Source organism: Bacillus sp. AF62, from assembly GCF_050312695.1.
Taxonomy (GTDB): domain Bacteria; phylum Bacillota; class Bacilli; order Bacillales; family Bacillaceae_G; genus Bacillus_A; species Bacillus_A cereus.
Map to the genome: position 1 here is coordinate 184,824 of NZ_JBNPJZ010000047.1, position 13,293 is coordinate 198,116.

Sequence of the window (13,293 nt, forward strand, 5' to 3'; positions counted from 1 at the left end):
AGTGATGAGGTAGGTAATACGGAGATATACTTGACTTACCAACGTTTTTAGAAGAAAAACTAATACTACATTATTAAAGGGGAGAGTAACTATGGAAAAATACCGTATAGATACAAGAAAAGGAATTGAGTTTGGGTTATATTCAATTGGCGATCATGTTTTAAATCCACATAATGGGGAGAAAATTACGCCAGAAAAAAGAATTCACGAACTAATTGAAACAGCTAAATTAGCAGATGAGGCAGGGCTTGATGTGTTTGCTGTAGGCGAAAGTCATCAAACGCATTTTACAACGCAAGCTCATACAGTTATTTTAGGTGCGGTCGCGCAAGCTACGAAAAATATAAAAATTGCAAGTTCCGCAACGATATTAAGTACATCTGACCCAGTTCGAGTATATGAGGATTTCGCTACCATTGACTTGATTTCTAATGGTCGTGCTGAAATCGTAGCTGGTCGTGGATCTCGTATTGGAGGATATAGTTTACTTGGTTATGATGTGAATGATTATGAAGAGTTATTTGAAGAGAAGATGGATCTTTTATTAAAAATTAATAAAGAGGAACATGTAACATGGAATGGGCAGTTCAGAGCACCACTTGAGTATGCTTCAGTTATCCCTAGAGCTAAAAATAATAACCTGCCAATTTGGCGTGCGGTTGGTGGACCGCCAGCTAGTGCAATTAAAGCAGGACGTGCAGGTGTGCCAATGATGATAACAACACTTGGTGGTCCAGCAATTAACTTTAAAGTGTCAGTAGATGCTTACCGCGAGGCTGCTCAGCAAAGTGGATTTGATCCAGCTAGTTTACCAGTTGCGACAACGAGTTTATTTTATACGGCAAAAAATTCACAAGATGCACTTAGTGAATATTACCCTCACATTAATGCTGGTATGCTTACACTGCGCGGTGGTGGGTATCCGAAACAGCAATTTACAAATGCAATAGATTACCGCGATGCTTTAATGATTGGTAGCCCACAACAAATCATTGAGAAAATGCTTTACCAATATGAATTGTTTGGCCAACAACGCTTTATGGCACAAATTGATTTTGGCGGTGTACCATTTGATAAAATTGAGAAAAATATTGAATTAATTGCTACTGAAATATTACCAGCCGTTAGAAAACATACAGCAAAATAAATAAAAAAACTGGGAGTCTAATTGACTCTCAGTTTTTTTATTTGTTATGGAAAAATGACAAAAAAATGAACTTTTAGTCGAGGGAGAGGGAAGTTATTTTCTATTTTTGAATAACATTATTTCGAGTTTGAATTTTGAAAATACATTTTTCTCTTGACAAAAAATAAGCATTTATCGAGGGTAGTTTCGAGGACGTTTTTTCGGTTGAAAGTCAAGTGTATGAAGAAAAAACGATTATTTTATAGATATAAAAGTAAGCCGTATATTGAAAAAACACATTTTGCTAATGAAAAAAATCTGATTCAAAAAAATGACAAAAGACATATTTCAGACAAAATGATGTCAATAATACGTCAAAAATAACCTGAATTTACTATGCAGGTATATTATACAATTCGATTAACGAATAAAACACTACAGAAATAGTGAAAAGGTAAAAAATAGCATTACAATAGTTTGAAAAACTGAAACTTCATATTTTTCGACAATACATACAAAATGTTTTTGTCTTTTCGTATTTCTTAATAATTGAGTTTGATAAGATTGCTCAATTAACTTTTATTATAAAAACTATGAAGGAAGTGATTTTAGTATGGAAACGCTCGAATTGGCACGAATACAGTTCGCATCAACAACGATTTTCCATTACTTTTTTGTTCCGCTGTCAATTGGTTTAGCTTTTATTATTGCGATTATGCAAACGTTGTATGTGGTAAAAGGGCAAGAAGTATATAAGAAGATGGCAAAGTTTTGGACGCAATTATTCCTTATTAACTTTGCAGTAGGTGTAGTAACAGGTATTTTACAAGAATTTCAGTTTGGTATGAACTGGTCAACGTATTCACGTTTTGTAGGTGATGTATTTGGTCCCTCGCTTGCAATTGAAGGATTACTGGCATTTTTCATTGAGTCTACATTCCTAGGTTTATGGGTATTCGGTGAGGATAAATTACCGAAGCGAATTCACTTAATGTGTATTTGGCTCCTTTCAATTGGAACGATGTTATCAGCATTCTGGATTTTAACTGCAAGTGCATTTATGCAGTCACCTGTCGGGTATGAAATGGCAGCTGATGGTCGTGCACAAATGAATGATTTCTTAGCCATTATTCAAAACCCACAACTATGGGTACAATTCCCGCATACAATTACAGCAGCAATTGCAACAGGTGCATTCTTTATTGCGGGTGTAAGTGCATGGAAAATTACAAAAGGACAAGAAACTGTAGTATTTAAAAAATCTTTCCGCATTTCTATCATTGTTGGAACGATTACAACGGCGCTTGTATTATTCTTCGGTCATGCACAAGCGCAAAAATTAATTAAGACACATCCAATGAAGATGGCGGCAGCTGAAGCGCTATGGAATACAAGTGAGGATCCAGCGCCATTTACAGTATTTTCGAAAATTGATACAGAGAAGAAAGAAAATTCGTTTGAAATTCAAATCCCTTATATGCTAAGTCTATTATCGTATGATAAGTTTAGCGGTCAAGTTGAAGGGATGAATCAAATTCAAAAACAATATGAAGAAAAATATGGACCTGGAGATTATATTCCTCCAGTGCATACAATGTTTTGGAGTTTTAGAGCGATGGTAATGAGTGGAACATTCATGCTTCTTCTAGGAGCTTACGGATGGTTCTTATCAAGAAAAGATCGTTTAGCTGAAAAAACGTGGTATTTAAAATTAATGGTGTATGCAATTTCTCTTCCATTCATCGGTAATACAGTAGGGTGGATTATGACTGAAATGGGTCGTCAACCTTGGGTTGTATTTGGTGTAATGAAAACAGAAGATGCTGTATCACCAAATGTAACATTCGGTGAAGTATTATTCTCACTTATTTCATTCACATCAATGTATTTAATTATGGGTGGAATTTGTGTGTACTTATTTGTTCGTACCATTAAGGGCCACAAGAATAAGAAAACGAAAAAGGATTATCAAAGCCATGATCCATTTGATAAGGAGGAAGAGTATGTTATCTCTTAATGAGTTATGGTTTTTAGTTATTGCAATCTTATTTGTTGGATTCTTCGTACTGGAAGGTTTCGACTTTGGGGTAGGAATGGTTTCGAGGTTTTTAGGAAAGAATGATTTTGAAAAACGAGTTTACTTAAATACAATAGGACCGTTCTGGCACGCGAATGAAGTATGGCTTGTTTGTGCTGGTGGAGCCATGTTTGCGGCATTTCCGCACTGGTATGCAACTTTATTTAGTGGTTTTTATATTCCGTTTGTATTTATGCTTCTTGCTTTAATTTTAAGAGGTGTTTCCTTTAAATTTCGTGCGAAAATAGATAATCATAAATGGAAGAGTGCGTGGGATTGGGGGATGTTTATTGGAAGTATGTTACCTCCTATCCTTTGGGGAGTTGCGATTGCAAACTTTATGGTAGGTGTACCTATTGATGAGAGTAAAAATGTTGTAGGTGGATTCCTGCAATTACTTCATCCATTTGCGTTACTTGGAGGAGTAATGTTTCTCCTACTATGTATTGTTCACGGATTACAATTTCTTACGATACGTACAACTGGTAAATTGAGAGAACGTGCACGAATTGCTGCAATAAAAATTGCACCATTTTCATTAATTACACTTCTTGTTTTTGCTGGTGTGGGGTTATGGAAAACCGACATTTTCACTGCTCATGGAACAGAATGGATTATGGTACCAATCGGAGCTTTTGTAGCACTATTAGTGTCCACTTTATTAAATAAAAGAAGAAGAGATGGTTGGGCTTTCTTTATGACGAGTTTAACAATCATTTTACTAAGTGCGAGTGTATTTATCGGTATGTTTCCACGTGTTATGATTAGCTCTTTAGGAGCAATGAATGATTTGACAATTTACAACGCAGCATCAGGAGCTTATGCATTAAAACTTATGACTTACTTTGCGATTGCTATTTTGCCTTTCGTTATCGGAAGTCAAATATGGAGTTATTATGTATTTAGACAACCTGTTAAGTCAGACAACGATTTGGAGTACTAATGAAAAGAAAAAGAGGACTTCCGTCTTATCCCGGTAGCCGTATTTTATATGTAACGTTAACGATTATTAGTATTTTAGAAGCTTTTAGTATTATTGCGCAAACAATCTTTTTAGCACGAGCTATTACGTTTTTATTTCATGGAGAGACAGTACAAACAATATTAAGTGAAATTGTTTATTTTGGTATCGCGTTTGCAGCGCGTAACATAGTAGTTCGAACATCACAAATATTAGTGGAACGTTTTGCCGAAAAAACAGGGTCGTTACTAAGAAAACAATTGATAGAGGCATATTTCACATTAGGTCCAAGGTATGTTCAAACTGTTGGAACGGGTCATCTGGTTACCTTATCAATTGAGGGGATTGAGAAATTTAAAACATATATTGAATTAACGATTCCTAAAATGATTAGAAGTAGTATCGTTCCAGGTCTAATTGTACTATATGTTTTTACGCTAGATATTGAGTCTGGAATCATTTTAGTTGTAACGATTCCTATCGTGATTATATTTATGATTCTTCTCGGATTAGCAGCGCAAAAAATGGCAGATAGTCAGTATGAGATATATCGTGTACTTTCGAACCATTTTGTAGATACGTTAAAAGGTTTAGAAACATTAAAGTATTTAGGGAAAAGTGAACAGCACGAAGGAAAGATTGAAAAAGTAAGTAAAAGATATAGAAAAGCAACGATGCGTACTTTGCGAGTTGCTTTTCTTTCTTCTTTTGCATTAGATTTCTTTACGAGTTTATCAATCGCGTTTGTGGCAGTTGGATTAGGGATACGTTTAATAGATGAAACGATTATACTATTACCAGCCCTTACAATTTTGATTTTAGCTCCGGAATATTTTCTGCCGATTAAACAAGTGGGAGCAAATTATCATGCGACATTAGATGGACAAATTGCGATGGAGCAAATAGAAGAGATTTTGCAACAACAAAAAGGAATACAAAAGAAAGATTTAAATGAAGATATAGTATGGAATGCCTCTAGTAGCTTGAAATTACAAGATATCAAAGTTAATAATGCTGAATCTGAAAAGGCTATATTAGAAGGGATTAATTTTACTTGGGAAGGTAACGGTGCTATTGGTGTTATTGGTGAAAGTGGTGCAGGGAAATCGACGTTAATCGACGTATTAGCAGGTTTTTTATCTCCTTCGAGTGGAAAGATGTTAGTAAATGGTGTAGAAGTTGATGGATCTACTCGTGAAGATTGGCAAAAAAATATTGCTTATATTCCGCAGCAACCCTATATATTTCCGCTTTCATTAAAGGATAATATTCGTTTTTATGAAACAAATGCAACAGATGAAGAAGTTGAAAGAGTTATTAATGAAGTCGGCCTTCGTTCACTCGTTACATCACTTCCAAATGGGATGCACGAAAGAATTGGAGAAGGTGGACGTATGCTAAGTGGCGGACAAGAACAGCGTGTTGCTATGGCGCGTGCGCTTTTAAGTAAAAAACCAATCATTTTATTAGATGAGCCTACGGCACATCTTGATATTGAAACCGAATTTGAAATAAAGCAAGCGATGTTACGTCTATTTAATGGAAAGTTAGTATTTTTAGCAACTCACCGTCTACATTGGATGAAACAAATGGACCATATCCTTATTTTAAATAAAGGGGAAATGAAAGAAAGTGGGACGTATGAAGAACTTTTAGAGAATGAGACATTACATTTTCATAGGGAAGAGAGGGGAGAGAAATGAGTAACTGGGTTAAACCTTATATAAAACAAAATAAAGGTAGAATGACTTTAACTATTTTCCTTGGTCTTCTTGGAGTTAGTTCAGGAGCGATGTTACTTTTTATTTCAGGTTATTTAATCTCAAAATCTGCCCTTAGACCAGAAAATGTAATGGCTGTATATGTTCCTATTGTTGCAACAAGAGCGTTTAGTATAGGGCAAGCTGTGTTTCATTATATAGAGCGCTTAGTCGGACATGATGTCGTACTACGTATATTAGAAAAAATGAGAACGAAGCTATATAGAATAGTAGAACCACAGGCGTTATTTTTCCGTTCTCGATTTCAAACGGGTGATATGTTAGGAGTGTTATCCGAAGATATAGAGCATTTGCAAAACCTATATTTACGTACAATATTTCCTAGTATATTAGCGCTAGTTGTTTATAGTATCTTCGTACTTGTTATCGGTGCATTTGACCTTGTGTTTGCACTTATTGTAGGTTGTATGTTAGCTATTATCGTGTTTCTTCTTCCATTTGTATCATTACTTTTGATGAAGAAACACCATGTTACTTTAAAGCAAGGCAGAAGCCGTTTGTATCAACAACTGACAGATGCTGTTTTTGGATTATCTGATTGGCAAGCAAGTGGTCGTAAAGATGAATTTATTAATGAGTATGTAAAACAAAATGATCAGTTGTTAAAAATCGAAAAGAGAGTGAAACGCTGGTATCATATTCGGGACAGTATCATTCAATTAGTAGTAGGTATTGTAGTTATTTCGATGATCATATGGACTGGGAATGGAGCGGCAAGTGAACAAATTGCTCCTACAGTTATCGCAGCTTTCGTATTAATGACTTTATCTGTAACGAACGCGCTTATTCCTATTGCAGATGCCATCGATCGAATACCGTCGTACGTAGAATCTACCCATCGTCTTAATGGCGTAGAAAGTGATAGTGTTTTACATGATGAAACGGATTTGCATGGAGAGAAAGATTATATTGAACCAAAACATGTAGATATTGAACTGAATCACGTATCGTATAGTTATCCAGATAGTAATGAGATTGTATTAAAAGATGTATCATTACAAATAAAAGCAGGGAAGAAAATTGCTATTTTAGGGAGAAGTGGGACAGGGAAATCTACTTTACTAAAATTGTTAACAGGGGCGTTAAGCCCAGTAAATGGCCAAGTTGTATTGAATGGTGAACGAGCTCATACGAATCTTTTATCTAAATATATTTCTGTATTAAATCAAAAGCCGCATTTGTTTGATACGACAATTGGAAATAATGTACGAATTGGCAAACCAGAGGCGACGGATGAAGAGATATGGAAAGCTTTAGAGAAAGCACAACTAGCTTCACATGTTACTTCTCTTCCAGACGGATTACAAACAAAAATGCATGAAATGGGAAAGCGGTTTTCTGGTGGGGAAAGACAAAGAGTTGCTTTTGCTAGAACTCTTATGCAAGAAACACCAATTATTGTACTTGATGAACCGACTATCGGTTTAGATCCAAAAACAGAATTGTCTTTAATTGAAACTATGTTTTCTGCAACGGAAGAAAAGACGGTTATTTGGATTACGCACCATCTTGTAGGAATAGAACATGTAGACGAAGTTATATTCCTTGATCGTGGCCAAATTGTCATGCAAGGTAGTCATAAACAACTTCTGAAAGAAAATGAAAAGTATCGTAAACTTTATGAGTTAGATAAAGGAATATAATTTGAATAAGCAATAATTGTAAAAATAGCTACGCCTAATGGTGAAGCTATTTTTTTTGTTAGATTGCAGGTGTATATGATTGTTACGAATTAAAAATGAATTTCATATTATACATATAATGGAGGGATGTGCATGAAGGAGCAATATAAAATCATTGTTTTAAGTGATGAATTATCAGGGGATAGGATTCGAAATACATTAGACAAAAATAAATGTAAAACAATAGTTCATGTTATAGACGTTTCAGATGTTGTTCGAATAGAAAATTCTTTTCAATATATAGTCATTTGGAGAGTGGACGCAGAAAAACTTACAAATGACTTGATAAATAGGGGCGTGCAAAGTTCAAAAATTATTAATTTAACAAAATACATGTATGAATGGAAGGATAAATTAATTTCTATCTATCAAATAAATCCGGATCTTATGTCTTTATACATTTCTATAAAAAAAGCAAAGAGTGATCCGACGTATGAATTGTTTGCTACCGGTTTGTCTTATCCACATTGTGGCATAAGTACGGAGCTCCTCTCAAAAAAGTCAATAAAATTAACACTTCCATCTCAAGATCTATACTATGATTATTTAATAGCGTCACAAATTCTATCAAACACTCATTCATTTCAATATTGTTTAATAGGAATAGCCTATTTCTCGTTTTACTTTGACATGTCGTTATCCTCTGAAGCATATAGAATTCACAAAGTATATTATCCATTGTTTCAAGATGGTCATCATACTGTAGTTCATTCTCCTCTACCCACTGATGGATTCTTACATCTAAATACTCCGAAACCACTTCTTTCTATTTTTAATTTGCATTTTGAATATATTTTATTAGACGAACTAAAAGATGAATCATTGATACTGCCTTGGATAAACGCTGAATGGAATATCATTCCACTTCACATTCCTTTTGAAGAACACGGGAAAATAAGAGCAGCTTCACATGCTAAATTGGTGTATCCTCATACTTTAGTTGAAAATAAAATGATTTTTAAGAAATATTTAGAATTACTGTTGAAAAACGATATAAAGCCATTAATTGTTGTGTTCCCCGTTACTTCACATTATTTCAATTGTAGTAGTAAGAAATTAAAAGAAGATTTTTATAAAGTTATAAATGAGTTTCAAACTCAATATTCTTTTCAAATCATAGATCTATTTGATTCGCCATTATTTTGTGAGGATGATTTTTATGATAGTGATCATATGAATAAAAAAGGTGCAAATAAAATGTCCGCGTTATTAAATATGTTTATTCAGGAACGAAAAGTATGATATTTTGTTTCGTGTTTGCATAAAAGTATATAGGCTCCATACAGTTAAAGTAATGTGATTTTTGTGTCGCGTATATAAATAGTATGCGAAGAGGTGAGAGAGTTAAAATGAGAACTCGTATTGAAAGAACTGAAGAGGTGGTAGAGCAACTTCCATTGGTAAGTGTATTAATTCCTACGTATAATCGTCCTCACTACTTTGAAAAGGCTTTATGTAGTGTGTTAGAACAAACGTACCCTAATATAGAAATTATAGTTGGAGATGACAGCACGAATGACGAAACAGAAAAGATGTTACAAAAATATTTATGTAATCATTCAAATATTATTTATATAAAAAACAGATCAACTCTCGGACAGTTTGAAAATGCGTTAATGTTATTTCATGAAGCGAATGGTGAGTATATAAATTTTTTAATGGATGATGATATATTTCATGTGAATAAAATTGAAAAGATGATGAAGTACTTTTTCAATGATCTAGATAATGAAATTAAGCTAGTAACATCTCATCGTCAAGTAATTGATGATAAAGGGAAAGAACTACGACATATTTATTCAACTGTCCGTTTATTTGAAGAGGATACGATTATAGAGGGGACAGAATTAGGAAATAAGGTAATTGTGGATCAAAAAAATTATATTGGAGAACCGACAACAGTTTTATTTCGTAAAAATGATTTGCAAGAACCGTATGGGATTTTTGATAAGAGGCGGTATTTATGTAACGTAGATATAGCTTCATGGTTATCTTTATTAAGTAAAGGAAAAGCAGTATATATAGCAGAAACACTTAGTTACTTTCGATTACATCCAGATCAACAGTTAAATGAATCTAATAAAATGATGGATGGGTTAGAAGATTTTTCACACAGTATTATAGCAGGAGAACAATATGGTTTCTTATCCACCGAAAAAGAGTTAGACAAAGCGGTAACTAATTTTCTAGATTATGCAAGAAGGATAGTTCCATCATCCATATTATATACATTAGACTATTACCAAAAAATTAGAGCGAAGAAAATAAACATAGAAAAGAAAAAACAACATATAAATAATAATTCTTCTTTACCGAAAGTAAGTATACTTATTCCTGCGTACAATAGACCTTATTACTTGGAATTAGCGCTCAACAGTGCTCTGAATCAAACATATGAAAATATAGAAATTATTATTTCTGACGACAGTACAAATAATGAAGTCAATGCTATGATTCAACCGTACTTACGTGAATATGAGTGTATTACATATGTTAAAAATGAAACGCCGTTAGTTGCCGAAAACTTTAATAAGTGTGTAGAACTTGCGGATGGGAACTATATAAACTTTTTATTAGATGATGATTTATTTCATCATGAAAAGATCGAGAGAATGATGCAATACTTTTTGACGTTAGAAAATATTTCATTTGTGACGTCATATCGTGAACTGATTGATGAGAATGGAGAGATATTACCACCTTCAACATTAAATATGAAAATCGCGAAAGAAACTACACTTTTTGAAGGAAAAGAATTAGGGAATTATATGTTAAAAAACTTGAAAAATGTAGTTGGTGAGCCGACAACTGTTTTGTTTAATCGGAATTTGTTTGACGGGAAGTTTGGATATTTTAAAGGAAAGGCTTATTCTGCTATTAATGACATTGCAACTTGGCTAGATATGATGAGTAAAGGAAAAGTAGTTTATATACAAGAACCTCTTAGTTATTTTAGACAACATAGTGGACAAAATCAAAAACAAATGCATTTTATTTTAATGACAATTGAAGAGTGGATTGAATTAATTATAGATGCATATAATAGTGGATTTTTAAGTTCCGAAAGTGAGTATAAAGAGAGTTTATCTTATTGTTTAGAAAATGCGGGATTTATAGTTAAGGATGCAGTAAGAAATGGCGAACTAGATCAAATTTATAATGAAAAGATAAAAAAAGGATTAAACAAGTTAGTTGCTCATATGTTCGAGAAAGAATCTTGTTATTGTCAATATTGCAATCAACAATTTGAAAAATTTTCACCTTGGCCAGCACATTATGATTTTCCGAAATATAAATTTGAGATGTGGAATAAAGATACAGGGATATGTCCAGTTTGTAATTCGATGGATCGTGAAAGATTGTATCGTGCGTACATTGAAACGGAAACGGACTTGTTAAATAGAAACTATACAATGCTTCATATTGCACCTGAAGCGAAGTTAAGAGATTGGTTTAACGAGTATAAAAATATTACGTATGTATGTGGTGACTTAGAACCAAAGGATCCATTAATGAAGGAAATTGATGTTACAAGGATTACATATGATAGTAATACTTTTGATGTAATATTATGTAGTCATGTGTTAGAACACGTTCCTGATGATGACAAAGCAATGCGAGAGTTATATAGAGTGTTAAAGCCAAATGGATGGGGAATTATTCAAGTACCAATCGTAATGAATGTAGATTTTATTGTAGAGAATGAATTAATTGTAACACCACAATTGAGGAAACTAGCTTTTGGTCAAGAAGATCATGTGAGAATTTATAATCAATCGGGATTTATTCAACGATTAATGAATGCAGGATTTAAGGTAGAATTATATAACATAGTGGAAAAACAAGGAATGAAAAGTGCTAGGAAATTTGGATTATCTGAAACAGATATGCTCTATATTGTCCGAAAATGATAGGAAGGAATAGATAGATATGGAGAATATTCCTTTTTTACGTGCTTCAACTGTACCTGTAAGTGAGTATTTGGACGAATTGAAGGAAATTGATACATCTCACATATATACGAATTATGGACCTATAAATCAACGTTTTGAGGAAACAATTATGTCGGCGTTTTTTCAAAACAGGGGAGCTGTTACAACAGTAGCAAACGCAACGTTAGGGTTAATGGCGGCTATTCAACTAAAGAAAAGAAGAAAGGGAAAGTATGCTCTCATGCCTAGCTTTACATTCCCTGCGACTGCCTTAGCCGCTATTTGGTGTGGATTGGAACCTTACTTTATTGATATTTCAATAGATGATTGGTATATGGATAAAACGGTACTTTTGGATAAGATAGAAGAATTAAAAGAAGAGGTTGCGATTGTTGTCCCGTACGCCACCTTTGGATCATGGATGAACTTAGAAGAATATGAAGAATTAGAGAAGAAGGGGATTCCGGTTGTCGTAGATGCGGCGCCGGGATTTGGATTAATGAATGGAGGGATGCATTACGGTCAAGATTTTAGTGGAATGATCGTATATAGCTTTCATGCAACAAAGCCGTTCGGAATTGGTGAAGGAGGGCTCATATATAGTAAAAACGAAGAAGATATACAACGTATTAAAAGAATGGGGAATTTCGGATTTGATAAAAATCGTGAATGCGCGATGATGGGGTTTAATTGTAAAATGTCTGAATACGCAGCAGCTATTGGGATTGCGACTATAAAAAAGTGGGATCAAAAATTAAAAGAACGCACCCGTATTTCTGAATGGTATAAACAGTTGTTACAAAATACTGGGTTAATGAAAAAAGGGTGGAAAGTCCAAAAGACAGAAGCAGTTATTCACCAATTTATGCCTATCATTTGTCCAGAAGAAGTTCGCAACATACAAGTAATAGAAGAACTGAAAAAACAGAAAATAGAAGCTAGATTATACTTTTCACCATCTTGCCACCAACAAGTTCTTTTTAAAAACTATAAGTCTACAGATTTAACAAAAACGAATAAAATTGCAAAACGAATCGTAAGTTTACCTTTATGGGAAGGAATGACGAAAGAACTAGTAGAGCAAATTGTAATCTGTTTAGAGCAGAAGGTGGTGTCGGTAGATGAATAGTTTTTATAGTCAAGAAGAACTAAAGAAAATTGGATTTTTATCTGTTGGGAAAAATGTATTGGTTAGTAAAAAAGCAAGTATATATAATCCGAGTGCTATATCAGTTGGCAATCATGTAAGAATTGATGATTTTTGCATTTTAAGTGGTAAAATCACAATTGGAAGTTATTCGCACATATCAGCGTATACAGCGTTATATGGAGGGGAAGTTGGGATTGAAATGCATGATTTTGCAAACATCTCAGCTAAAACAATCGTATATGCAGTACTTGATGATTTCAGTGGAAATACATTAATGGGGCCAACCGTCCCGAATCAATATAGGAATGTGAAAGCAGAAAAAGTTATTTTAAAAAAACATGTGATTATTGGTGCTAATTCTATTATTTTTCCAAATGTAACGGTAGGAGAAGGAACGGCAGTCGGCGCGATGAGTATGGTAAAAGAGAGTTTAGATGATTGGTATATTTACGCTGGAGTTCCCGTAAGGAAAGTAAAACCTCGTCAAAAAAAGATGCTAGAGTTAGAAATTGATTTTTTAAAAAGCATTCATTCTTAACAAAAAAGAATGAATGCTTTTTATTTTTATCCCGCTATTTGCTGGT

General features: G+C 33.8%; 9 protein-coding genes. All 9 read left to right on the top strand.

All coding sequences use genetic code 11. The features are described 5' to 3' along the window. Positions 1-91: 91 nt before the first annotated feature. The 9 genes from ACQRBL_RS09200 to ACQRBL_RS09240 all read left to right on the top strand — a co-directional run bounded on the left by ACQRBL_RS09200 (position 92) and on the right by ACQRBL_RS09240 (position 13,247). Entirely contained in the window at positions 92-1,147 is a 1,056-nt protein-coding gene (locus ACQRBL_RS09200; RefSeq protein WP_023521710.1) for an LLM class flavin-dependent oxidoreductase, read from the top strand. Positions 1,148-1,739: 592 nt separating this feature from the next. Then, positions 1,740-3,143 carry a cytochrome ubiquinol oxidase subunit I gene (cydA, locus tag ACQRBL_RS09205; protein ID WP_411995687.1) on the top strand — a complete coding sequence of 468 codons (1,404 nt, stop codon included), beginning with the start codon at positions 1,740-1,742 and terminating at the stop codon, positions 3,141-3,143. Next, the gene (gene cydB / locus ACQRBL_RS09210) at positions 3,130-4,146 is read left to right on the top strand and encodes a cytochrome d ubiquinol oxidase subunit II (RefSeq protein WP_000950083.1); all 1,017 of its coding nucleotides are present in this window, start codon (positions 3,130-3,132) and stop codon (positions 4,144-4,146) included. Before cydA ends, cydB begins: the two co-directional genes overlap by 14 nt. Further along, the gene (cydD, locus tag ACQRBL_RS09215) at positions 4,146-5,867 is read left to right on the top strand and encodes a thiol reductant ABC exporter subunit CydD (RefSeq protein WP_065483226.1); all 1,722 of its coding nucleotides are present in this window, start codon (positions 4,146-4,148) and stop codon (positions 5,865-5,867) included. Before cydB ends, cydD begins: the two co-directional genes overlap by 1 nt. After that, positions 5,864-7,588, top strand: coding sequence for a thiol reductant ABC exporter subunit CydC (gene cydC / locus ACQRBL_RS09220; protein WP_000073638.1), 1,725 nt, complete (start codon positions 5,864-5,866; stop codon positions 7,586-7,588). Before cydD ends, cydC begins: the two co-directional genes overlap by 4 nt. A 132-nt stretch (positions 7,589-7,720) precedes the next feature. Continuing rightward, positions 7,721-8,869 carry a hypothetical protein gene (locus tag ACQRBL_RS09225; protein ID WP_063547080.1) on the top strand — a complete coding sequence of 383 codons (1,149 nt, stop codon included), beginning with the start codon at positions 7,721-7,723 and terminating at the stop codon, positions 8,867-8,869. A 107-nt stretch (positions 8,870-8,976) separates the two neighbouring features. Further along, positions 8,977-11,538, top strand: a complete 2,562-nt coding sequence (locus ACQRBL_RS09230; protein ID WP_411995686.1) for a glycosyltransferase — start codon at positions 8,977-8,979, stop codon at positions 11,536-11,538. 19 nt (positions 11,539-11,557) lie between these two features. Continuing rightward, positions 11,558-12,688 (top strand): DegT/DnrJ/EryC1/StrS family aminotransferase, encoded by a 1,131-nt coding sequence (locus ACQRBL_RS09235; RefSeq protein ID WP_098256541.1) that lies wholly within the window; start codon positions 11,558-11,560, stop codon positions 12,686-12,688. Continuing rightward, entirely contained in the window at positions 12,681-13,247 is a 567-nt protein-coding gene (locus tag ACQRBL_RS09240; protein ID WP_001084185.1) for an acyltransferase, read from the top strand. Before ACQRBL_RS09235 ends, ACQRBL_RS09240 begins: the two co-directional genes overlap by 8 nt. Positions 13,248-13,293 lie beyond the last annotated feature (46 nt).

Excerpts from the sequence above, each read along its gene's own strand:
- ACQRBL_RS09200 (WP_023521710.1), top strand. The coding sequence starts at position 92 with ATGGAAAAATACCGTATAGATACAAGAAAAGGAATTGAGTTTGGGTTA.
- cydA (WP_411995687.1), top strand. The coding sequence starts at position 1,740 with ATGGAAACGCTCGAATTGGCACGAATACAGTTCGCATCAACAACGATT.
- cydB (WP_000950083.1), top strand. The coding sequence starts at position 3,130 with ATGTTATCTCTTAATGAGTTATGGTTTTTAGTTATTGCAATCTTATTT.
- cydD (WP_065483226.1), top strand. The coding sequence starts at position 4,146 with ATGAAAAGAAAAAGAGGACTTCCGTCTTATCCCGGTAGCCGTATTTTA.
- cydC (WP_000073638.1), top strand. The coding sequence starts at position 5,864 with ATGAGTAACTGGGTTAAACCTTATATAAAACAAAATAAAGGTAGAATG.
- ACQRBL_RS09225 (WP_063547080.1), top strand. The coding sequence starts at position 7,721 with ATGAAGGAGCAATATAAAATCATTGTTTTAAGTGATGAATTATCAGGG.
- ACQRBL_RS09230 (WP_411995686.1), top strand. The coding sequence starts at position 8,977 with ATGAGAACTCGTATTGAAAGAACTGAAGAGGTGGTAGAGCAACTTCCA.
- ACQRBL_RS09235 (WP_098256541.1), top strand. The coding sequence starts at position 11,558 with ATGGAGAATATTCCTTTTTTACGTGCTTCAACTGTACCTGTAAGTGAG.
- ACQRBL_RS09240 (WP_001084185.1), top strand. The coding sequence starts at position 12,681 with ATGAATAGTTTTTATAGTCAAGAAGAACTAAAGAAAATTGGATTTTTA.